Consider the following 21,793-nt stretch of genomic DNA (forward strand, 5'->3'; position numbering starts at 1 on the left):
AAGCATATAGAGAACGCCTTGCAAGATTGCTTCAAGATCGAAATAGCGCTTATGGGGTATCGAGCATGTCCGGACGGATGGCCTCAGCGGGGAAATAGCAGCACGATGGCGCCCAGGGCCAGGCCGATGCCCAGCATGTTCAGCGCGCTCAGTCGTTCGCGGAACAGGCCCGCGCCCGCCAGTGTCCCGATCGAGATCACGCCGATGTTCATCGCGGCGAACACCAGGGTCGGGTTGTCCGGAAAGGTCTGATGCGCGCGGATGTAGAAATAGATGTTGCCGAAGTTCAGTACGCCCAGCAGCAGCCCCGAAGCCAGGCTGCGGGCGTGCCAGCGGGCGCGCCGGAACAGCAGCCACAGGCCCGTCAGCAGTCCGGCCAGGGCGAAGCTCAGCAGCAGGCTGCCGGTGAAGCCCGCGCCGCTGCGCGCCATCTGCTTGAACAGAATGTCGATGCAGCCGTAGCCCGCCCAGACGCCTAGCAGCGTCGGCCAGCCGCGCGCCGCCGACCCGCGCGTCTCGTCTTCGGGCGTCACCGTATCGACGGCTTGCGACGCTTCCGCCGCGGCGGCCCGGGGACGCGTCAGCAGGCAGGCCAGGGCGCACAGCGCCAGGGCGACGCCGAAGGCCTTGCGTCCAGAGACCGCCTCGTGAAACACCAGGAAGGCGGCCAGGATCGGCAGGATCAGCGACAGGCGCTGGGCCGTGTCGCTGCGCACGATCCCCGCCCGGCGCACGGCGGCGGCCATGATCAGGAACACGCTGGGCAGCAGCACGCCCAGCAGGCCCAGGATCAGCCAGACGGCGGGCGGCTGCTGGAACAGCGTGTCCAGGGGCGGGCGCAGCAGCCACAGGCAGAGCGCCACGGCCGTCGCATAATTCACGGCGATCGCCTGGTCGACACGAATGCCGCCCCGGCGGGCCAGCTTCAGGAAGATCGAGACGGCGACGCTGAAGGAGATGCTGAAGATCAGGGTGTGCATGATTCCGCCTCCGGCATCGGCACCAGCCCCAGACGTTCGAACAGAAGGGCGTCGGCCTGTGCCTGCGGGTTCGGCGTGGTCAGCAGCCGCTCGCCATGGAAGATCGAATTGGCGCCGGCCATGAAGCACAGGGCCTGGGTGCTGTCGTGCATGCTTTCGCGGCCCGCCGACAGCCGCACCACGGCGCGGGGCATGACGATGCGGGTGACCGCGATGGTGCGCACGAACTCGATGGGATCCAGGTCGGGCGCGTCGGCCAGCGGCGTGCCGGGCGCCTTCACCAACTGATTGACGGGCACGGATTCCGGATAGGGGTCCAGGCCGGCCAGTGCAGCGATCAGGCCGGCGCGGATCTCGCGCGATTCCCCCATGCCGACGATGCCGCCGCAGCAGACCTTCAGGCCGGCGTCGCGCACGCGGTGCAGCGTATCCAGCCGATCCTGGAACGTGCGGGTGCGGATGATCTCGCCGTAGTGTTCCGGCGCGGTATCCAGGTTGTGATTGTAGTAATCCAGGCCGGCGGCTTTCAGGCGTTCGGCCTGGCCGTCCTTCAACATGCCCAGGGTGACGCAGGTCTCAAGGCCCAGCGCTTTCACCGCCTGCACATGTTCGATCACCTGATCCAGCTGGCGTTCGGTCGGAGACCGCCAGGCGGCCCCCATGCAGAAGCGCTGTGCGCCCGCGTCCCGGGCCTTGCGCGCCGCCGCCAGCACCTGGTCCAGCGGCATCAGCGGCGCCGCTTCCACCTCGGTTTGATAGCGCGAGGATTGCGGGCAATAAGCGCAATCCTCGGGACAGGCGCCGGTCTTGATCGACAGCAGGCTGGATTGCTGGACGGCATTGGCCGGGTGGTGCGCCCGGTGGACTGTCTGGGCTTGCAGCAGCAGGTCGTTGAAGGGCAGGGCGAACAGATCCAGAATGTCCTGGACCGCCCAGGCGGGCGCCAGGGTTTCTTGACGGACGCGGGCATGCATGGCGGGCTCCGGAATGAAAACAGCCCGGATCGTAGGCGCTGCGGTGGCGGTCCGGCAAGCGCGGATCTCCCGGGATCGAGGTGGAAAACAAGCGGTGACAGGCCGATCTTGGCGCCTACTCCGCAATAGGGAGGCGCGCGTTCCGGACTTCGGGCGCGATCTTTTCCCGGGCGCGGAGATGTAAAGAGTTGTGATCCCGGGGTGGCGGGCACGGGTTTTGCCTGGGCCGGCATGAAAAATCCGGGACCACATTAAAAAAATCCAGCCTCGCTTGCACACGAAAAAAAATTCGTGCATAATCTCGTTTCTTCGTTAACGAAGCCCTTGTTTGGGGGTATAGCTCAGCTGGGAGAGCGCTTGCATGGCATGCAAGAGGTCAGCGGTTCGATCCCGCTTACCTCCACCAAACTTTCGTTGTCGAATGTCCTGTCCCCTTCGTCTAGAGGCCTAGGACATCACCCTTTCACGGTGAGTACAGGGGTTCGAATCCCCTAGGGGACGCCAGGATTTTCTGGCACCGCTGCGGAGCGGTAGTTCAGTTGGTTAGAATACCGGCCTGTCACGCCGGGGGTCGCGGGTTCGAGCCCCGTCCGCTCCGCCAAGGAATTCAGCAAGGCCCTGTCGGCAATCGCCGACGGGGCCTTTGTCTTTTCGTGTCCGGATTTCCTGCCCTCCGTATTGGTCTGACCACACCGAACCAAAACCCCGATATCCGCCTGTGGATTCCGGTTGTTAGCGTGTTGTGCTTTTCCCGCATCCAGTAACATGCCTGAGGATGGCGACCCCGGCCGCGCATCGGCCAGCCATCGCCGTCGTTCACCTCACAGGGAAGGCATGAGCCCTCATACATTGCGCGCGGACCTGCCTGCGGCCCGGAGCTCTTTCGGACCGGGGACGGCGTCCGTCGTCTTCCTCCTGTTCATGCTGGTCTTCGTGCTGGGCAACGCCGTCCTCGTGCATACCCTGCTGTCGCGTTATGAAAGCGCGCTCGACCAGGCTGCCACGCTGGGCCGCATGCGCGCGACCAGCCAGCAACTGGCGGTCCGGGCGATGCGCCTGTCGGACGGAGCCCTGGTGCAGGCCGGCCAGCTCAGCCAGGAAATGGAACTGATGGACCGCGCCTTGCAGGCGCTGGATCAGGGCGGCGTCATCGACGGCCGCGAAATACCCGCCCTGGCCCAGTCGGCGGCGCGCGACTTCCTGCCCCGGATCCGGCGGGACTGGGCGACCCTGCGTGACCGCCTGCAGACGGTGCTGCTGGGTACCTATGTGCATGACGAGCGCGCGGCCGATGCGCAGGAACTGCCGCAGGTCATCCAGCGCCAGTGGGTGGCCGACGACGCCGAAAATCTGTTCGGCACGCTGGACGCCTGCGCCGATGTGCTGATGCCGCTGCTGCGCCAGGACAAGAACCGCGCGCAACTGATGAGCGGCGGGCTGGTGTTGCTGAATCTGCTGCTGCTGCTGGCCCTCTACCTGATGCTGCGCCGCCATCTGGTCCGGCCCTTGCGCGAACTGCGGATCGCGTGCCGCGAACTGGTCCGCGGGCATTACGACGCCCGGATCGGCTATCGGGGACGCGGAGAACTCGGCCAGGTGGCCCGGGATTTCAACGACGGCATCCGGCAGGTCCATGACCTGCTGTCCAAGATGCGCGAAGATCAGGCCGGCCTGCTGCGGGCCGACACCATCTTTCAGGGCCTGGCGTCGAACTCCATCGTGGGGATCTTCCTGGTAGAGAACGAGCGCTTCACCTTCGTCAGCGACAAAATGGCCGAAATCTTCGGCTACGAGCCGCAGGAAATGATCGACACCATGACGCTGCTGAGCATCGTGGTGCCGCGCGAACGCTTCCTGATGGCCGAATCGATCAAGGCCAGCCAGAGCCGGCGGGACGGGACGTTGCGCTTCGAGCGCCACGGCCGCCGCAAGGATGGCTCGGAGATCGATATCGAGGTCTTCAGTTCGACCCTGCGGGTGGGCGATCAGGTCGCCATCATCGGGATCGTCCAGGACGTCACCGAACGCAAGCAGGCCGAATCCTCGGCCCAGTTGGCCGCCATTGCCTACGAGAACAGCAGCGAGGCCATCGCCATCACCGATTCGGCCGGGGTGGTCATCGACGTCAATCCCGCCTATTCGCGGATGACGGGCTTCTGGCCCGACGAGATCGCGGGCGAATTGCTGCCTCTGCTGCGGCCCGGCCGCCACAACCGCGATTTCTACGACGAGATGTGGCACGCCATCAATACCCAGGGGCGCTGGGAAGGCGAATACTGGGGCCAGCGCAAGTCCGGGGAGGACTATACCGAGCGTGTGGTCATGGATACCGCCTGGAACCACGACGGCTCCGTCAATTGCCGGGTGGCGATGCTCAGCGACGTGACCCAGAAAAAGCAGATCGAGGCCCAGATCTGGAACCAGGCGCATCATGATCCGCTGACCGGCTTGCCGAACCGCCAGTTTTTCAATGAACGCCTGCGGGCCGCCGTCCAGTCCGCCGACCAGTCGGGCCAGTCCCTGGCGCTGCTCTTCCTGGACCTGGACCTGTTCAAGGAAATCAACGATTCCATGGGCCACGCGACCGGCGACCGGCTGCTCGTCGAGGTCGCCGGGCGCATGCAGGCCAGCGTGAGTCCCGAGAACAGTTTCGTGGCGCGCCTCGGAGGGGACGAGTTCGTCGTGCTGCTGCACGATGCTTCCGACAAGGCGAGGATCGACTCCCTGTGCCGTACCATCCTCGACCAGATCACGGAACCGTACTGTCTGGGCGGCGATCCCCTGCGGATCTCGGCCAGCCTGGGGGTGGCGTTGTATCCCCGGGACGCCGAGGATGCCGAGACCCTGATGCGCCACGTGGACATGGCGATGTATGTCGCCAAGGACTCCGGCCGGAACTGCTTCCATTATTTCGACCGGAGCATGCGGGAGCGCGCGCGCATGCAGCGCGACCTGATGTACGCCTTGCCGCAGGCCATCGAGGATTCGCAGTTCTTCCTCCTGTTCCAGCCGATCCATGCCTTCGCTACGGGCCGCATCGTCCAGGCCGAGGTGCTGCTGCGTTGGCGGCATCCGGAATTCGGCGTGGTCTCCCCTGCGGATTTCATCCCTTTCGCCGAAGAGCGCCTGCTGATCCGTCCGCTGGGCGACTGGGTGTTCTGCGAGGCGATCCGTCAGTTGGCCCGCTGGCGCGAGGACCTTGCGCCGGACCTGCGCCTGACGATCAACGTCTCGCCGGGCCAGCTCGGCCTGGAGGACGCCGGCCTGGAGGTCGTGTTCGGGCTGTTCGACTCGCTGGGCCTGCCGCCGGACTGCCTGGTGCTGGAACTGGGCGAGCAGATGCTCATGAACGAGAACCCCCAGGCGTGGGACCGTCTGCGGCGTCTGCATGAAGCCGGACTGCGCTTCAGCGTCGGGGCCGTGTCGATCGGCATGCCGGCCCTGCTGGCGGTGCACGAACTGCCGTTCGAGACCATCAAGCTCGAGCGTGCGACGACCGAGCGGCTGCTGGACGGCCGGCATGCCGCCATGGTCAGCGAGGCCATCATCACCCTGGCCCACCGGCTGGGCCTGCGGGTGACCGCCGAAGGCATCACCCGCCAGGCCCAGTACGAATTGCTGCGCGACGCAGGGTGCGACGAGGGTCAGGGCTACTGGTTCGACGAACCGCTCGACCAGGCCGCCTTCGAGCGGCGGTTGCTCGATCAGGCCGGTTCGTAGCGCCGCCGCGACCGGACGGCCAGCAACAGACCCAGCAGCGTCCAGATCAGGATAGGCGCATTGCCCCAGCGTACGTAGGGCGTCAGCCCCTGGGTGCCCTGGACCTCGGCGTCCAGGACGCCGGGCCGGCCCGGGTCGAGCACGCCCCGCACCTGTCCGCGCGCGTCGATGACGGCCGTGGCGCCGGTGTTGGTGGCGCGCACGACAGGGCGCGCGGTCTCCAGGGCGCGCATGCGGGCGATCCACAGATGCTGGCGCAGCGCCCAGCCGTTGCCGAACCAGGCCAGGTTGCTCAGATTCGCCAGGATGCTGGGGCCCGGCGCGTCGGGTCCGTCGGGCGCCACTGTCGCGGCGATCTCCTCGCCAAAGGCGTCCTCATAGCAAATGTCGAAGGCCAGCAACTGGTCGCCGATCGCCAGCGGCGGCTGATGCGCCGGCCCCCGGTCGAAATCGCCCAGCGGGATCCGCATCGCGCGCACGAACCAGTGGAAGCCGGGAGGGATGAACTCGCCGAAAGGCACCAGGTGGCGCTTGTCGTAGTGCCAGACGGGATCGGCCGTGGGCGAGGCCGCGTCACGCGGGCGCAGGGCGATGGCGCCGTTGGTGTAGCGATCGCCGACCGGCGTGGCGATATGCAGCGGCGCCCCCAGCACGAAGGTTGCCCGCATCGATTCGGCGGTCTCGCGCCATTGCCGCCAGACGGAATCGGGCACCTGGTCCTGGAAGATGGGCAGCACGGTTTCCGGCAGGATGACCACGGCGGGACGGTCCGCTTCGCTCTTGGGCGCCAGCGCGGCCAGGCGCTGGATGCGCGCCTGGGTGGGCAGGAACAGATCGGGCTGGAACTTGTCGGATTGGGGCGTGGCCGGCTGGACCAGGCGCACCATCAGGGGTTCGCCCAGCGGGCGGGACCATCCGATGTGTCCCCAGGCGATGCCCAGCAGTCCGGCCAGCAGCGCCAGGCCCACCACGGCGGCGGCGCTGCGGTCGTAAGCGGTGTCCTTGGCGCGTGCCATCAGCGCGACGGCGGCGGCGGAGAACGCCGCCAGCCAGGCCAGTCCATAGACGCCGGCGAATGGCGCCCAGGCGGCGAACATGCCCTCGACATGGGCATAGCCGACGTTCAGCCAGGTGAATCCTGTGAACAGGGTGCCGCGCAGCCATTCGGCCAGCGTCCAGGCCGAGGCCCAGGCGACGGCGTTCAGGATCTGGCGCGGGGCGCGTCTTTCGGGGTGGCCATGTCCGGCGCACAGCCAGGCGGTCAGGGCGCAGGCGCCGGCCCCGTAGACGGCCATCGCGGCCGAGAACAGCAGCAGGGCGGCGATGGCCAGCGGCAGGGGCAGGCCGCCGAACTCGTGCATGCTGACGGTCAGCCAGTAGACGCCGATGCCGAACTGGGCCAGGCCGAACAGCCAGCCCAGCCCGGCCGCCCGTCGCGGGCCGGGTGCCTGGAAGGTCAGGGCGGCGAGGACGGCCAGCGTGGCGATCTGCACGAAAGGCAGGCCCCAGGCCGGCAGGGGGCCGGGCGCGAAACAGAGCGCCTGCAGGCTGCCGGCCAGGAGCGCCGTCAGGGGGCCGCGCCAGGCACGGCGCGCCGCCGGCGGTGCGGCGGCGGACTCAGGCGGCATGTTCCTCGGCGGGTGGCGTCGGGTTCAGGCGCTGGATGTGCAGCCAGCGGGCTCGTTTGCCGTCGGCGCTCACGACGGTGAAAGCCAGTCCATGGCGTTCGAGGCGTTCGCCGCGCCGGGGGATATGCCCCAGTTCGGCCGCCAGCCAGCCGTTGAGCGTATCGGCGTCTTCATCGGGCAGCTGGACAGTGAAAGCTTCGTTGAAATCCTCGATTTCCGCCGAGCCCATTGCACGCCAGCTGTTTTCGCCCGTGCGGAAAATGGTCTTTTCGGCCTCGTCGTCGAACTCGTCCTCGATGTCGCCGACGATCTGCTCCAGCACATCTTCCATCGTCACCAGGCCGCAGATGCCGCCGTGCTCGTCGATGACGATGGCCAGATGGTTGCGGCTGACGCGGAACTCGTGCAGCAGTTCGTTCAGGCGCTTGGATTCGGGGATGAAGACGGGCGGTCGCACCAGCGCGCGGATGTCGAGTGCGTGGTCGGCCAGCGCCAGCAGCAGATCCTTGGCGAGCAGCACGCCGACGATGTTGTCGCGGTCGCCCTCGTAGACGGGGAAGCGGGAATGGCCGGTCTCGGTGATGACCGGCATCAGTTCCGGAAGCGGCCGGGAGATGTCGAGCAGGTCCATGCGCGCGCGCGAGACCATGATGTCGGCCACGGTCTTGTCCGCGACCGCGAGGGCCCCGGAAATCATGGCGTACGATTCCCCATCGAGGACAGAGTGGTCGTGGGCGGCTTCAAGGACGGCCCGTATATCGTCCCGGTCGGCGGGCGGGGCGGGGCGCAGCAGGGCCTTGAATCGGGAAAGCAGGGAACGCGCGGGCCGGGGAGGTCGAGGCTCCGAGTCGGAGGCGTGGGGGTCTGGCATTGTCCTGGGGACGAGTGACGGATTCTGTAGCATAACCGATAAACGGCCTGCTTCAGGATCGTTCGTTTTCCGTATAAGGGTCGGGGATGCGCTGGGCGGCCAGGATGCGGGTCTCCAGGGCCTCCATGCGCTCGGCTTCGCCGGTGTCGATGTGGTCGTGGCCCAGGGCATGCAGTACGCCGTGGGTGACCAGGTGGGCGGCATGGTTTAGCAGAGGCTTGCCTTGCTCGGCCGCCTCGCGCTCCAGGACCGGCAGGCAGAGCACGATGTCGCCGCTGATCAGCCCCGAGGGGTCGGCGCCGTATTCGAAGGTCAGCACATTGGTGGCGGTGTCGCGTCCGCGCCAGGCGGCGTTGAGTTCGCGGCCCTCATGCGCATCGACGATGCGCAGGGTCAGGGCCACCGGACTGCCGGCGCGCGGCTCGGGGGGGGCCAGGGCGAAAGCCAGCGCGCGACCCACCCAGCGGCGCAGCCGCCATCGCGGCAGCGCCGGGGCCTGGACCGCGTACTGGACCGACAGGGTGAAATCAGGATACATGGTCGCCCGCCCGTTCGTAGGCCTCGACGATGCGGCCCACCAGCGGGTGGCGCACCACATCGCGGCTGGTGAATCGGGTCTGGGCGATGCCCGGCACATCGTCCAGGACGTCCAGGGCGTGCAGCAGGCCGCTCTGGTGGCCCTTGGGCAGGTCCACCTGGGACGGGTCGCCGTTGATGACGGCCTTGCTGCCGAAGCCGATCCGCGTGAGGAACATCTTCATCTGTTCCGGCGTGGTGTTCTGCGCCTCGTCGAGGATGATGAAAGCGTGGTTCAGGGTGCGGCCGCGCATGTAGGCCAGCGGCGCGATCTCGATGGTCTGTTTTTCGAACAGGCGTTGCGTGCGCTCGAAACCCAGCAGGTCGTACAAGGCATCGTAGAGCGGCCGCAGGTAGGGGTCGACCTTCTGGACCAGGTCGCCGGGCAGGAAACCCAGACGTTCGCCGGCTTCCACGGCGGGGCGCGTCAGTACCAGCCGCGACACCGATTCGCGCTCCAGCGCGTCGATGGCGCAGGCCACGGCCAGCCAGGTCTTGCCGGTGCCGGCCGGACCCACGCCGAAGGTCACGTCGTGCTTGAGGATGGCGTTCAGGTAGTCGCGCTGGCGCGGCGTGCGCGGCCGCAGGTCGGTCTTGCGGGTGCGCAGGCTCAGGCTGGCGTCGTCCACGGGCGGCAATTCAGGCAGGTCGGGCGCCCCGTCGGGGGGCGTGCCGGAGCGGGCGCCCAGTTCCACCAGGCCGAGTTGCAGCGTGTCCAGGGACAGTGGCGCCTGGGCGGCGCGTTCGTGGAACCAGCGCAATGCCCGCGCCGCAGGCCGCGCCTGTGCGCCCCGGAGGGTGTAGCGGTTGCCGCGCCGGCCGATTTCCACCCCGTAGGCCTGGGCGATCTGGCGCAGATTCTCGTCCAGCGGCCCGCACAGATTGGCCAGATGGGTATTGTCGGCCTCCAGCTGGAGCGTCAGGGGGCGGGATTTGGCGGCGGTCTTCGGGGCGGTCCCGGCGGCGCGGCGGGGCGTGTTCATCGGGCTTCCTTTGGTGCTCATGCATGCTCCCGGGCGCCGCGCGTCGCGGCCGAGTCGGTCGTGACGATTTCGCCGCGCAGGGTATTGCTCAGGGCCTCGGTGATGCGCACGTCGACCATCTGTCCGATCAGGCGCGGCTGGCCGGCGAAATTGACGATGCGGTTGTTTTCCGTGCGGCCTTTCATGTCGCGGGGGTCTTTTTTGGACGGGCCCTCGACCAGCAGGCGCTGGACGCCGCCGACCATCGACCGGCCGATGGCGGCGGCCTGTTCGTTGATCAGGGCCTGCAGCCGGTGCAGCCGGTCGAGTTTTTCGGTTTCCGGCGTGTCGTCGGGCAGGTCGGCGGCCGGGGTGCCCGGGCGGCGCGAATAGACGAAGGAGAACGACTGGTCGAAGCCCACGTGGCGCACCAGGTCCAGCGTCTTCTGGAAGTCGGCCTCGGTCTCGCCGGGAAAGCCGACGATGAAGTCCGATGACAGCGTCATGTCCGGCCGCGCGGCGCGCAGACGGCGGATGATGGACTTGTATTCCAGGGCCGTGTAACCGCGCTTCATGGCGGCCAGCACCCGGTCGCTGCCGGCCTGGACCGGCAGGTGCAGGAAGGGGACGAGCTTGGGCAGCCGGCCATGGGCCTCGATCAGCCGCGCGGTCATTTCCTTGGGGTGCGAGGTCGTGTAGCGGATGCGCTCGATGCCGGGAATATCGTGGACGTAGTCCAGCAGCATGGCGAAATCGGCGATCTCGCCGTTTTCGCCCGCCGGTCCCCGGTAGGCGTTGACGTTCTGGCCCAGCAGGGTGACTTCGCGCACGCCCTGGTCGGCCAGGTCGGCGATTTCCATCAGCACATCGTCGAAGGGCCGCGAGACTTCCGCCCCGCGCGTGTAGGGCACGACACAGAAGCTGCAATATTTGCTGCAGCCTTCCATGATGGAGACGAAGGCCGCCGGCCCGTCGACCCGCGCGGGGGGCATGGCGTCGAACTTCTCGATTTCCGGAAAGGAGATGTCCACCTGGGACTGGCCGGTGGTGCGGCGCCGGTCGATCAGTTCGGGCAGGCGGTGCAGGGTCTGGGGACCGAAGACCACGTCCACATAGGGCGCGCGGCGCACGATGGCCTCGCCTTCCTGGCTGGCCACGCAGCCGCCCACGCCGATCACCAGGTCGGGATTCAGCCGCTTCAGGTGCTGTACCCGCCCCAGGTCGGAAAAGACCTTTTCCTGGGCCTTTTCGCGCACCGAACAGGTGTTGAACAGGATGATGTCGGCGTCGTCCGGGATCTGGGTCAGTTCCACGCCCTTGGCCGCGTGCAGCACGTCGGCCATTTTTTCGGAATCGTATTCGTTCATCTGGCAGCCGAAGGTGCGGATGAACAGCTTTTTCACACGGCCGGGTTCCGTGGGCTGCAGCAGGGTCGCCAGGGCTTGGTCCTGGCTCTGGCGCCAGGACTGGTCCTCCAGGTGCTCGGCGGATTCACGGGATGCGGGGATGACGCCGGGGCGGCGCACGGGGGTTTCTTGCATGATGGCTGCCGTGACGGGTTTATATCCCGGGGGCGAAAGGTGGAAACCCCTGATTGTACCGTGGCGGGCATCCGATTCTTGTGGGCATGCCGTGTTGTTGCGCCGGCGAAGGACGTTATGGTTGAGCACTCAACAAATCATGGGTTATAAGCAAATTACCAAAAGCAGGATTGTTCAAAAATCCGCACCGGAGGCGATGCCGGCTGGATGGCGTCGCGGACCGGTATCACCAGGGGGAACGGACATGACCACTCAACACCTCGTGAATCACGGGCGCCGGCGCGCCCTGGCCGTCGGCGGCGGGCTGGCGGCCCTGGCGGGCCTGCCGGGGGCCGCGCTGGCCGACGGCGTGCGCCAGGATCCGCCCGCCAAGGCCGCTGCCGGCGGCGGCAAGGCCTTGCCGGAATATGCCGCGTGGAAGGACGCGGACGCCATGATCGTGCATAGCGCCAACACCATCGAATTGCGGCGCGAGGCTTTCGGCCACAGCACGATCACGCCCAGTGAACGCCTGTACGTGCGCAACAACCTGAATCCGCCTCCGGCCGACATCGTCAAGGATCCCGACGTCTGGTCGCTGGAGGTCGCGGGGGTCGCCAAACCCGGCAGCCTGACCGTGGCCGACCTGAAGCGCCTGGGCCTGACGGCCGTGACCATGGTGCTGCAATGCTCGGGCAACGGTCGGGCCTGGTTTCCGCACAAACCCAGCGGCACGCAATGGACGGTCGGCGCCGCCGGCTGCGTGGTGTTCGCAGGCGTGCCTGTCAGGGACGTCGTCGCGGCGCTGGGCGGCGTGGCGGGCGGCATGAAATACATGACCGGCACGGGCGGCGAGGCTCTGCCCGAGGGGGTCGATCCCAATATGGTGAGGGTGGAACGCTCCGTGCCTCTGGAAGCCATGGAGGACGCGATCCTGGCCTGGGAACTGAACGGCGCCGCTCTGCCGTTGGCGCACGGCGGCCCGTTGCGCCTGATCGTGCCCGGCTACATGGGTGTGAACAATATCAAGTACATCCGGCGTCTGGCGTTCACCGAGGCCCAGTCGCCGGCCAAGATCCAGCAGAGCAGCTACCGTTTCTACCCCGTGGGGGAAAAGGGCTCCGACAAGTATCCATCGATCTGGGAAATGCCGGTCAACTCCTGGCTCACCTCGCCCTACGAGCCGGGCAAGCCCCTGTCGGCGGGCCGGATGCTGCTGTCGGGTGTCGCCCTGGGCGGATTCCACGCGCTCAAGGGCGTGGAGGTTTCGATCGATGGCGGCCAGACCTGGCAGTCGGCCGAGTGGTTCGGCCCGGACATGGGGCGCTATGCTTGGCGCAGCTTTGCGATGTCCGTGGACCTGAAGCCGGGCAAGTACCGGATCGCCACTCGCGCGACCAATGACCAGGGCGAAACCCAGCCCAAGGAACGGCGGGAAAACAACCGGGGCTACAACAACAATAGCTGGCTGGATCACAGTGTCGAGCTGGAGGTGGTCTGAGTGCGCGGTTCGATGAGCTTGAAGGCCTGGCCGGTCCGCGCCGCGCTCCTTGGCGGATGGGGGCTGGCGGTCTGCGGCGCCGCGTTCGCCGCCGCGCCCGATGCGGCGCGGCTGGAAGAGGGCCGTGCCCTGTTCCGGAAGAACGCGGTTCCGGCCTGCGCGGTCTGTCATACCTTGCAGGATGCGCAGGCCACGGGGCCCGTCGGGCCGAATCTGGATGAGTTGCAGCCTGATCGCGACCAGGTGCTGGCCGCACTCAGGGACGGCGGCGGCGCCATGCCGTCCTTCGAAGAATCGCTGACACAGGAGCAGCGCGAAGCGGTGGCGGATTATGTGGTGTGGGCGACGCATCCGCATTGAGGGCGCGCCGCCGGTGTCCGGGCGCGTTAAAAACATAAAGGGATGCCTCACATCATGTGAGGCATCCCTTCCACGTCGCCGCTTGCAAGCGGCTCCGATTCGCCAGGCACCGTTCAGTCCGCAGGGACTGAACGGTGCCCTGCCTCATCCAAGCTCGACTTCCGGACCGTCCTTCTTGACGGGCTTGACCAGATCCTCGCGCTTGATGCCCATCCACATCGCCAGGGCGGCGGCCACGAACACCGACGAATAGATCCCGAACCAGATCCCGATCGTCAGGGCCAGCGAGAAGTTGTGCAGCGTGGGGCCGCCGAAGAAGAACATCGACAGCACCATCATCTGCGTCGAGGCGTGCGTGATCACCGTCCGGGAAATGTTCTGCGTGATCGACGCGTTGATGATCTCGCGCACCGAGGCCTTGCGCTGCTTGCGGAAGTTTTCGCGGATCCGGTCCATCACCACCACGGATTCGTTCACCGAATAGCCCAGTACCGCCAACACCCCGGCCAGCACCGACAGCGAGAATTCCCACTGGAAGAAGGCGAAGAAGCCCAGGATGATCACCACGTCGTGCAGGTTCGCCAGCGCGCACGAGGCCGCCAGTTTCCATTCGAAGCGCACGGCCAGGTACACCATGATGCCCACCACCACGAACAGCAGGGCCATCAGGCCGTTGTGCAGCAGTTCCTGGCCCACCTGCGGCCCCACGAATTCCACCCGGCGCAGTTGCACGTCCGCGCGCTGGGCCTGCAGGGCCGACAGCACGGTGCGGCTCTGGGTCGCGGTGTCCTCGTTCGGGCGCACCGGCAGGCGGATCATCACGTCCTGCGAGGTGCCGAAGTTCTGCACCTGGAAGTCCGAATAGCCCAGGGCGTCGATCGCCGTGCGGATCTCGGCCACCGGCGCGGACTGCTCGTAGTGGACTTCCATCACCGTGCCGCCGGTGAATTCGATCGACAGGTGGAAGCCCCGGGTGGCGATGAAGAAGACGGCGGCCAGAAAGGTCAGCAGGCTGATGATGTTCAGGATCAGCGCATGCCGCATGAACGGGATGGTGCGATGGATGCGGAAAAATTCCATGATGTGTCCTTTGAACCCGTCAGTCCTGCTTGGGTTTCCAGATCTGGCCGATGGAGATCGTCTTCAGCTTGCGCTTGCGGCCATACCACAGGTTCGCCAGGGCGCGCACGCCGACCACCGAAGAGAACATCGAGGTCAGGATGCCGATGCAGTGCACCACGGCGAAGCCGCGCACCGGCCCGGTGCCGAAGGTCAGCAGGGCGACGCCCACGATCAGGCTGGTCAGGTTGGAGTCGAAGATCGTCGCCCAGGCGCGGTCGAAGCCCAGGTGGATGGCCTGCTGGGGCGGCAACCCGGCGCGCAGTTCCTCGCGGATGCGCTCGTTGATCAGCACGTTGGCGTCGATGGCCATCCCCAGCGTCAGGGCGATGGCGGCGATGCCGGGCAGGGTCAGCGTGGCCTGCAGCATGGACAGCACCGCCAGCAGCAGCAGCACGTTGAAGCTGAGCCCCAGCGTGGAGAACAGGCCGAACAGGTGGTAGTACAGGATGATGAAGATCGCGATGGCGGTGAAGCCGTACAGCGTCGAATCGAAACCCTGCTTGATGTTGGCGGCGCCCAGGCTGGGGCCGATGGTGCGTTCCTCGATGATGTGCATCGGCGCGGCCAGCGCGCCGGCGCGCAGCAGCAGGGCCACGTCGGCGGCTTCCTGGGCGGTCATGCTGCCGGAGATCTGCACCTGGCCGCCGGGGATCTCGGAACGGATCACCGGCGCGGTCACGACCTCGCCCTTGCCGTTCTCGAACAGCACGATGGCCATGCGCTTGCCGATGTTGTCGCGCGTCACGTCGCGGAAGATGCGCGCGCCCTTGGAGTCCAGCGTCAGGTTGACGGTGGGCTGCTGGGTCTGGTGGTCGCGGCCGGGCTGGGCGTCCTGCAGGTTTTCACCTGTCAGGATCACCTGGCGGCGCAGCAGCAGCGGGCGGCCGTCGCGGTCGGTGTAGCGCACCAGGCCGAAGGGCACGCGGCCCGATGCCAGTGCGGCCGTGGCGGTGGGCGAGTCGTCCACCATGTGGATTTCCAGGGTGGCGGTGCGGCCCAGGATGTCCTTGGCCTTGGCCACGTCCTGGACGCCGGGCAACTGGACCACGATGCGGTCGCCGCCCTGCTGCTGGATCACGGGTTCGGCAACGCCGAGTTCGTTGATCCGGTTGTGCAGCGTCTGGATGTTCTGCTTCAGGGCATTGTCCTGGACCTGGGTGATGGCGGCCGGGCTGAGCTTGCCGTCCACCAGCCACTGATCGCCTGACCGGCCGGTGGTGAAGACCATTTCGGGCATGGCGCGGCGCAGCGTGTCGACGGCCGCGTCGCGGTCGGCCTCTGTGGCGAAGGTCGCGCGCACCGACTGCTGGTTGCGCTCGACGTCCTCGGCCTTGAGCTTGGCGTCGCGCAGGGTGGTGCGGGCCTCGCCGGCCATCGAGTCGTAGCGGCTGGTCAGGGCGCCCTGCATGTCCACCTGGAGCAGGAAGTGCACGCCGCCGCGCAGGTCCAGGCCCAGGTACATGGGGTGGGCGCCCAGGTCCGTCAGCCAGTTCGGCGAGGCCGTCATCAGGTTCAGGGCGATCGTATAGTCGGGATTCTGCGGATCCGGGTTGAGCGCCTTTTCGAGCTGGTCCTTGGCCTTGAGCTGCGTGTCGGTGGAGTCGAAACGCAGCCGGACCGTACCGACCGGCCCGTTCATTTCGAACGAGCCCGCGGTCGGGCGCAATCCGCCCTGGTCCAGGGCCTGTTCGGCCCGGGCCAGCGTGTTCTGATCGACCTTGACGGCCGTCTTGGCCCCCGCGATCTGGACCGCTGGCGATTCACCGTAGAGGTTGGGCAGCGTGTAGAGCACGCCGATCAGGACGGCGGCCAGAACGATGAGGTATTTCCAGAGAGGGTAGCGGTTCATGGTCGATCAGGTGGGGCGGGTCTGGAGAGACGAGGCGCCGGACGGCGCCCGCCGGGCGGATCAGAGCGACTTGATCGTGCCCTTGGGCAGCACGGCGGTGACGGCGCTGCGTTGCACGATGGTTTCCACGGCCTTGTCGCCCGACTGGGCGATTTCGACGGTCAGGTAGTTGTCGCTGACCTTGCTGATCTTGCCCAGCATGCCGCCGGTCATGATGACTTCATCGCCCTTGGCCAGGGCCTCGACCATTTTCTTGTGATCCTTCTGGCGCTTCATCTGCGGGCGGATCATCAGGAAATACAGAATGACGAACATCAGGATGATGGGCAGCATGCTCATCAGCGGGTTCGCTTCCGCGGCGGCTTGGGCCGGGATCAGGGTCAGGGTGTCGACGAGGGACATGAAGGCTCCTGCGGGGTCGTTGGGTTTCGATGGGCGGACACGCGCCGGACGATATCCGGCCCGTGTGTGAAATTAACTCTTGATTGTAGCGGGATATGCGCCAGGCCGCGTTTCCGCCCTCATTCGATGCCGCGCGCCCGGTCGCGGTGGAAAGCCTCGCGCCAGGACTCGAAACGGTCTTCCTCGATGGCCGTGCGCATGTCTTCCATCAGATGCAGGTAGAAGTGCAGGTTGTGCAGGGTGTTCAGGCGTGCCCCGGTGATTTCCCCGGTGCGCTGCAGGTGATGCAGGTAGGCGCGCGAGAAATGCCGGCAGGTGTGGCAAGCGCAGGTCGGGTCCAGCGGGCGGGTGTCGTCGCGATAGCGGGCATTGCGGATCTTGATGTCGCCGTGGCGGGTGAACAGCCAGCCGTTGCGCGCGTTGCGGGTGGGCATGACGCAGTCGAACATGTCCACCCCCCGGCTGACGCCTTCGACCAGATCTTCGGGCGTGCCCACGCCCATCAGGTAGCGCGGCGTCTGCGCGGGCATGCGCGGGGCCACGTGGGCCAGCACGCGCATCATGTCTTCCTTGGGCTCGCCCACGGACAGGCCGCCGATGGCGTAGCCCTCGAAGCCGATCTCCGTCAGGCCGGCCAGGGATTCGTCGCGCAGATCCTCGTACATGCCGCCCTGGATGATGCCGAACAGGGCATTCGGATTGCCCAGGTCCAGGAAAGCCTGGCGCGAGCGGCGCGCCCAGCGCAGCGACATGCGCATCGAGGCGGCGGCTTCCTCGTGGGTGGCGGGCCGGTCGCCGATGCGGTAGGGCGTGCATTCGTCCAGCACCATGGCGATGTCGGAATTCAGGCTGCGCTGGATGCGCATCGATTCCTCGGGCGTCAGGAACAGGCGCGAGCCGTCGATGGGCGAGGCGAAACGCACGCCTTCCTCGGTGATCTTGCGCATCCCGTCCAGGCTGAAGACCTGGAAGCCCCCCGAGTCCGTCAGGATCGGACGGTCCCACTGCATGAATCCGTGCAGGCCGCCATGGCGGTCCAGGATGTCGGTGCCGGGCCGCAGCCACAGGTGGAAAGTATTGCCCAGCACGATCTGGGCGCCGATGTCCTCGAGTTCGTGCGGCAGCATGGCCTTGACGCTGCCGTAGGTGCCCACGGGCATGAAGATCGGCGTCTGGACGACGCCGTGATTCAGCGTGAGGCGGCCGCGCCGGGCGGCGCCGTCGGTGTGCAACAGTTCGAATCGGAGTCCGGTCATGGTCTGGTTCTGTCGGTCAGGGCTGGCGTGCGGCGAGGTCCTGGGCGGCCTCGATGAACATGGCGTCGCCGTAGCTGAAGAAGCGGTAGCGCGCCTGCACGGCGTGGGCATAGGCGCGGCGGATCGGGTCCATGCCCGCCAGGGCGGACACCAGCATCAGCAGCGTCGATTGCGGCAGGTGAAAATTGGTGATCAGGGCGTCCACGTTCGCGAAGCGGTAGCCGGGCGTGATGAACAACCGGGTATCGCCCTCGCAGGCGTGTTCGCCGTCGCCATCGCGGGCGGCGGCCTCCAGCGAGCGCACGCTGGTGGTGCCCACGGCGACCACGCGCCCGCCGCGGGCGCGGGTCTCGCGGATGCGGCGCAGGGTCTCGGCCGGCACGACGTAGCGTTCGGCGTGCATGACGTGCTCGCTGATGCGCGCGACGCGCACCGGCTGGAAAGTGCCGGCGCCCACGTGCAGGGTGACGAAGGCGCGTTCCACGCCCATGGCTGCCAGACGGTCGAGCATGGGCTGGTCGAAATGCAGACCGGCGGTCGGCGCGGCCACGGCGCCGGGCTTGTCGGCGTAGACGGTCTGGTAGCGGGCTTCGTCCTCGCCGTCGGCGCCGTGCGTGATGTAGGGCGGCAGGGGCACGCTGCCGTGGCGTTCCAGGAGTTCCAGCACGGGGGCGGGAAAGTCCAGCTCGAACAGTTCGTCCCGGCGGCCCCGGACCTCGGCCTCGAAGGCGCCGTCGGCCAGGACCAGGCGTGTGCCCGGGCGTGGCGACTTGCTGGCGCGCACATGCGCCAGGGCGCGCCGGGGTTCGGTGATGCGCTCGACCAGGACCTCGACCTGGCCGCCGCTGTCCTTGCGGCCGCGCAGCCGGGCCTTGATGACGCGGGTGTCGTTGAAGACCAGCAGGTCGCCCGCGCGCAGCAGGCCGGGCAGGTCGGTGAATTGCCGGTCGTGCAGGCCGCCGGCGCCGTCCAGGTGCAGCAGCCGGCTGGCGTCGCGCCGTTCGGCGGGATGCTGGGCGATCAGTTCGGGGGGCAGTTCGTAGTCGAACTGGGAAATATCGAGGGAGTCGGTCACGGCTGGTCCGGCGGGCCGGCAAGGGCGTCCGGGAAGAAAAATGTCAGGGGAGGGAAAAACCGGAGGTATTTTAGTCCGATGCGTTGCCGGCTCGATGCGCGGTCCCCCGGACCGGGGAGCGGTGCGCGCGGATCGCCCGGCATTTGCCCGTTCATCGGCTCCGCCGCTTTGGATTATGCTGACGCTTTTTGACGCTTAGGGAACCTCTGAACATGTCGAGCGGCAAGCAGGCGCGGCGGATCTGGGCTGGATGCAAGGCGCGAACTGCGGCGATGGCCGGCGCCGTCGCAAGGATGCGCGACGCGGTGATCGATCCGCAGCGGCTGGGCGCGGGCCTGGCGGCATGCCTGCTCGCGGGCGTGTCCCTGGGGGCCGGCGCGCAGGCCCTGCCGCCGGAACTGCAGAAGGCCTGGAAAGCCACCAGGCTGCCGCTGTCGGCCTTGTCGCTGGAAATCCGCGAGGCCGGCGGTCCGGTCATCGCCCGTGTCCAGGCCGACGAGCCGCGCAACCCGGCTTCGGTGATGAAGACCGTGACCACCTGGACCGCGCTCTCGGCCCTGGGGCCGGATTACGTCTGGCGCACCCGGTTTCTGTCCGACCCGGGCGCCCGCGTCGACGATCAGGGCACCCTGAAGGGGCCGCTCTACGTCCAGGCGGCCGGGGATCCCTGGTTCCGCCAGGAAGACCTCTGGAACATGCTGCGCGAGCTGCGCCTGCGCGGGGTGAAGAATCTGTCCGAGGTCGTCGTGGACCGCGGCCGTTTCGGCGACGTGGCCATCGACCCGGGCGATTTCGACGATGCGCCGGACCGCCCCTACAACGCCAGCCCCGATGCGATGATGGTCGGTTTCGGCGCGACCCGGGTGGTCTTCCTGCCCGACGCCCGGTCGCACCAGTGGATTCCCCTGCTCGACCCGCCGGCCCGCGATGTGCGCGTCGAGGGCGGTCTCGAATGGCTGAACGGCACGTGCAAGGGCTCGCCCGCAGTGGCGGCCGACGTGCGGCCCGAAGGGTCCGGGGCGGTCATCCATGTCTCCGGCAAGGCGGTCGGCGACTGTGGCGAATTCAGCGTGTACCGCCTGGCCGGCAAGCAGGGCGATCATTTCGAGGCCCTGTTCCGCCTGCTCTGGCGCGAACTGGGCGGCACGCTGGCGCGCGGCGTCCGCGACGGCCGCGCACCCGCCCGGGCCGTGCCGCTGGCCTGGCACGATTCGCCCTCCCTGTCCGATGTGATCCGGCAGATCAACAAGCACAGCAACAACGTCATGGCCCGCATGACCCTGCTGACCCTGGGCGCGGAGCTGAACGGCCCGGGCGCCACGCCCGACAGTGGCGCACGGGCGGTCCGGCAGATCCTGAAGAACCAGGGGGTGGACACGACGGGCTGGGTGCTGGACAACGGCTCGGGCCTGTCGCGCCAGGGTCGCATCACGGCGCGCGGCCTGGCGCAGATGCTCGACGCGGCCTGGCGTTCGCCGCTGATGCCCGAATTCGTTTCTTCGCTGGCGATATCGGGGGTGGACGGCACGGTGCGCCGCCGCCTGCGCGCCGAGGACACGCGCGGCCAGGCGCACCTGAAGACCGGCACCCTGCGTGATTCGCGCGCGCTGGCCGGCTATGTGCGAGGCGCCAGCGGCAAGCGCTACATTCTGGTCAGCCTGGTCAATGATCCGGGCGCGGCCGCCGTGCGTCCATTCGACGATGCCGTCGTCGAATGGCTGGCGGCGCGCTGAGTCGCGCGACCCGGGGCTGTTTCAATTCACACGCATGAATATTCAATAACATCGGAGGAACAATCATGCATGCATCCTTGCGCTTCATGACGGCCGCTGTCGCGGCCGCCTGCCTGTCGGCGGGGGCCGCACAGGCCGCCGACACCGTCAAAGTCGGCCTGTTGACGACGTTGTCCGGCCCGGGCGCGGCCTTGGGCATCGACATCCGCGACGGTTTCGAACTGGCCGTCAAACAGGCCGGCGGCACGCTCGGCGGCCTGAAAGCCGATGTCATCGTGGCCGATGACCAGCTCAGTCCCGATGCCGCCAAGCAGACCGCCGACCGCTTGCTCAAGCGCGACCGCGTCGATTTCATGACCGGCATCGTGTTTTCCAACATCATGCTGGCGGTGGGCCAGCCGGTGTTCCAGTCCAGGACTTTCTACATCAGCGCCAATGCCGGCCCCTCGCAATACGCCGGCGCCCAGTGCAATCCGTACTTCTTCAGCGCCTCCTACCAGAACGACACCATGGACGAGGCGGCCGGCAAGGTCGTGCAGGACCGCGGCTTCAAGAAAGTCGCGCTGATCGCGCCGAACTACCCGGCGGGCAAGGATCACCTGGCCGGCTTCAAGCGGTTCTACAAGGGCGAGATCGTCATGGAGGACTACACCCAGCTGAATCAGCTGGACTACGGCGCCGAACTGTCCAAACTGCGCGCATCTCAGGCGGATGCCGTGTTCATCTTCCTGCCGGGCGGCCTGGGCGTGAACTTCATCAAGCAGTTCGTGGGCGCAGGACTGAACCGGAACATGAAACTGTTCGCGCCCGGCTTCTCGGGTGACGAGGACGTGATCCGCGCCGTGGGCGAACCGATGCTGGGGCTGTTCAACACGTCCCAGTGGGCGCACGACATGGACAACGCGGCGAACAAGCGGTTCGTGGCCGATTTCGAGAAAGCGTACGGGCGCCTGCCCACGATGTACGCTTCGCAGGGCTATGACGCCGCGCGCCTGATCGACGGCGCGGTGCGCAAGGTGAACGGCAATCTGAAGGACAAGGACGCGCTGCGCAAGGCGCTGGAGTCGGCGCCCTTCGAATCCGTCCGGGGCGCGTTCAAGTTCGATGCCAACCACTACCCCATCCAGGATTACTACCTGCGCGAAGTCGTCAAGGATGCCCAGGGCCGCGTGACCAACAGGCTCGTGGGTCGCGTGCTGGAAAACCACGCCGATGCGTACGTCGGCGCGTGCAAGATGCCGTCCTGATCCGCCGGAACGCGCGC

The 21,793-nt window shown here is 67.3% G+C and carries 17 protein-coding genes and 3 tRNA genes; 8 read left to right on the top strand and 12 right to left on the bottom strand.

What is annotated here, in order from left to right; genetic code table 11:
• Window positions 1-83 precede the first annotated feature (83 nt).
• Window positions 84-980 carry an EamA/RhaT family transporter gene (locus O4H32_RS06805; RefSeq protein WP_269357826.1) on the bottom strand — a complete coding sequence of 299 codons (897 nt, stop codon included), beginning with the start codon at window positions 978-980 and terminating at the stop codon, window positions 84-86.
• Window positions 968-1,954 carry a biotin synthase BioB gene (gene bioB / locus O4H32_RS06810; protein WP_269357827.1) on the bottom strand — a complete coding sequence of 329 codons (987 nt, stop codon included), beginning with the start codon at window positions 1,952-1,954 and terminating at the stop codon, window positions 968-970. Before bioB ends, O4H32_RS06805 begins: the two co-directional genes overlap by 13 nt.
• 330 nt (window positions 1,955-2,284) lie before the next feature.
• Here bioB and O4H32_RS06815 point away from each other — a divergent pair.
• From O4H32_RS06815 to O4H32_RS06830, 4 genes are all read left to right on the top strand, one after another.
• Window positions 2,285-2,360: transfer RNA gene (locus O4H32_RS06815), tRNA-Ala, on the top strand.
• A 22-nt stretch (window positions 2,361-2,382) separates the two neighbouring features.
• A tRNA-Glu gene (locus tag O4H32_RS06820) sits at window positions 2,383-2,458 on the top strand.
• 20 nt (window positions 2,459-2,478) lie between these two features.
• Window positions 2,479-2,555 (top strand) — tRNA-Asp (locus tag O4H32_RS06825).
• 233 nt (window positions 2,556-2,788) lie between these two features.
• Window positions 2,789-5,674: a bifunctional diguanylate cyclase/phosphodiesterase gene (locus O4H32_RS06830; RefSeq protein WP_269357828.1), complete on the top strand. Its 2,886-nt coding sequence runs from the start codon at window positions 2,789-2,791 to the stop codon at window positions 5,672-5,674.
• On the opposite strand, the gene lnt is transcribed toward O4H32_RS06830, so the two are convergent.
• From lnt to miaB, 5 genes are read right to left on the bottom strand one after another with little or no spacing between them, the layout of a single operon-like run.
• Entirely contained in the window at window positions 5,659-7,302 is a 1,644-nt protein-coding gene (gene lnt, locus O4H32_RS06835) for an apolipoprotein N-acyltransferase (protein WP_269357829.1), read from the bottom strand. The genes O4H32_RS06830 and lnt overlap by 16 nt on opposite strands.
• Complete coding sequence (locus O4H32_RS06840) at window positions 7,292-8,173, bottom strand: HlyC/CorC family transporter (protein WP_269357830.1); 882 nt, start codon at window positions 8,171-8,173, stop codon at window positions 7,292-7,294. Before O4H32_RS06840 ends, lnt begins: the two co-directional genes overlap by 11 nt.
• A 52-nt stretch (window positions 8,174-8,225) precedes the next feature.
• Window positions 8,226-8,711 (bottom strand): rRNA maturation RNase YbeY, encoded by a 486-nt coding sequence (gene ybeY, locus O4H32_RS06845; protein ID WP_269357831.1) that lies wholly within the window; start codon window positions 8,709-8,711, stop codon window positions 8,226-8,228.
• Window positions 8,701-9,753: a PhoH family protein gene (locus O4H32_RS06850; protein ID WP_407932624.1), complete on the bottom strand. Its 1,053-nt coding sequence runs from the start codon at window positions 9,751-9,753 to the stop codon at window positions 8,701-8,703. Before O4H32_RS06850 ends, ybeY begins: the two co-directional genes overlap by 11 nt.
• Entirely contained in the window at window positions 9,750-11,252 is a 1,503-nt protein-coding gene (miaB, locus tag O4H32_RS06855) for a tRNA (N6-isopentenyl adenosine(37)-C2)-methylthiotransferase MiaB (protein WP_269357832.1), read from the bottom strand. The genes O4H32_RS06850 and miaB overlap by 4 nt, the downstream gene beginning before the upstream one ends.
• Before the next feature lie 244 nt (window positions 11,253-11,496).
• On the opposite strand from miaB, the gene sorT reads away from it, so the two are divergent.
• Entirely contained in the window at window positions 11,497-12,732 is a 1,236-nt protein-coding gene (gene sorT / locus O4H32_RS06860; protein WP_269357833.1) for a SorT family sulfite dehydrogenase catalytic subunit, read from the top strand.
• Window positions 12,733-12,744: 12 nt separating this feature from the next.
• On the top strand, window positions 12,745-13,092 hold the full coding sequence (gene sorU, locus O4H32_RS06865) for a SorU family sulfite dehydrogenase c-type cytochrome subunit (RefSeq protein WP_269357834.1): 348 nt from the start codon (window positions 12,745-12,747) through the stop codon (window positions 13,090-13,092).
• 144 nt (window positions 13,093-13,236) lie between these two features.
• On the opposite strand, the gene secF is transcribed toward sorU, so the two are convergent.
• The 5 genes from secF to queA all read right to left on the bottom strand — a co-directional run bounded on the left by secF (window position 13,237) and on the right by queA (window position 18,796).
• Window positions 13,237-14,172, bottom strand: a complete 936-nt coding sequence (gene secF, locus O4H32_RS06870) for a protein translocase subunit SecF (protein ID WP_269357835.1) — start codon at window positions 14,170-14,172, stop codon at window positions 13,237-13,239.
• A 19-nt stretch (window positions 14,173-14,191) separates the two neighbouring features.
• The gene (gene secD, locus O4H32_RS06875) at window positions 14,192-16,063 is read right to left on the bottom strand and encodes a protein translocase subunit SecD (RefSeq protein WP_269357836.1); all 1,872 of its coding nucleotides are present in this window, start codon (window positions 16,061-16,063) and stop codon (window positions 14,192-14,194) included.
• 60 nt (window positions 16,064-16,123) lie between these two features.
• Window positions 16,124-16,465, bottom strand: a complete 342-nt coding sequence (gene yajC, locus O4H32_RS06880; RefSeq protein ID WP_269357837.1) for a preprotein translocase subunit YajC — start codon at window positions 16,463-16,465, stop codon at window positions 16,124-16,126.
• Between the two features lie 119 nt (window positions 16,466-16,584).
• The gene (gene tgt, locus O4H32_RS06885) at window positions 16,585-17,721 is read right to left on the bottom strand and encodes a tRNA guanosine(34) transglycosylase Tgt (RefSeq protein ID WP_269357838.1); all 1,137 of its coding nucleotides are present in this window, start codon (window positions 17,719-17,721) and stop codon (window positions 16,585-16,587) included.
• Between the two features lie 16 nt (window positions 17,722-17,737).
• Window positions 17,738-18,796 (bottom strand): tRNA preQ1(34) S-adenosylmethionine ribosyltransferase-isomerase QueA, encoded by a 1,059-nt coding sequence (queA, locus tag O4H32_RS06890; protein WP_269357839.1) that lies wholly within the window; start codon window positions 18,794-18,796, stop codon window positions 17,738-17,740.
• 293 nt (window positions 18,797-19,089) lie between these two features.
• Between queA and dacB the strand changes: the two genes are divergently transcribed.
• Window positions 19,090-20,529 (top strand): D-alanyl-D-alanine carboxypeptidase/D-alanyl-D-alanine endopeptidase, encoded by a 1,440-nt coding sequence (gene dacB, locus O4H32_RS06895; protein ID WP_269357924.1) that lies wholly within the window; start codon window positions 19,090-19,092, stop codon window positions 20,527-20,529.
• 65 nt (window positions 20,530-20,594) lie between these two features.
• Window positions 20,595-21,776 (top strand): ABC transporter substrate-binding protein, encoded by a 1,182-nt coding sequence (locus O4H32_RS06900; RefSeq protein ID WP_269357840.1) that lies wholly within the window; start codon window positions 20,595-20,597, stop codon window positions 21,774-21,776.
• The last annotated feature ends 17 nt before the right edge of the window (window positions 21,777-21,793 follow it).

Source organism: Castellaniella denitrificans (genome assembly GCF_027214045.1).
Lineage (GTDB): Bacteria > Pseudomonadota > Gammaproteobacteria > Burkholderiales > Burkholderiaceae_B > Castellaniella > Castellaniella denitrificans_A.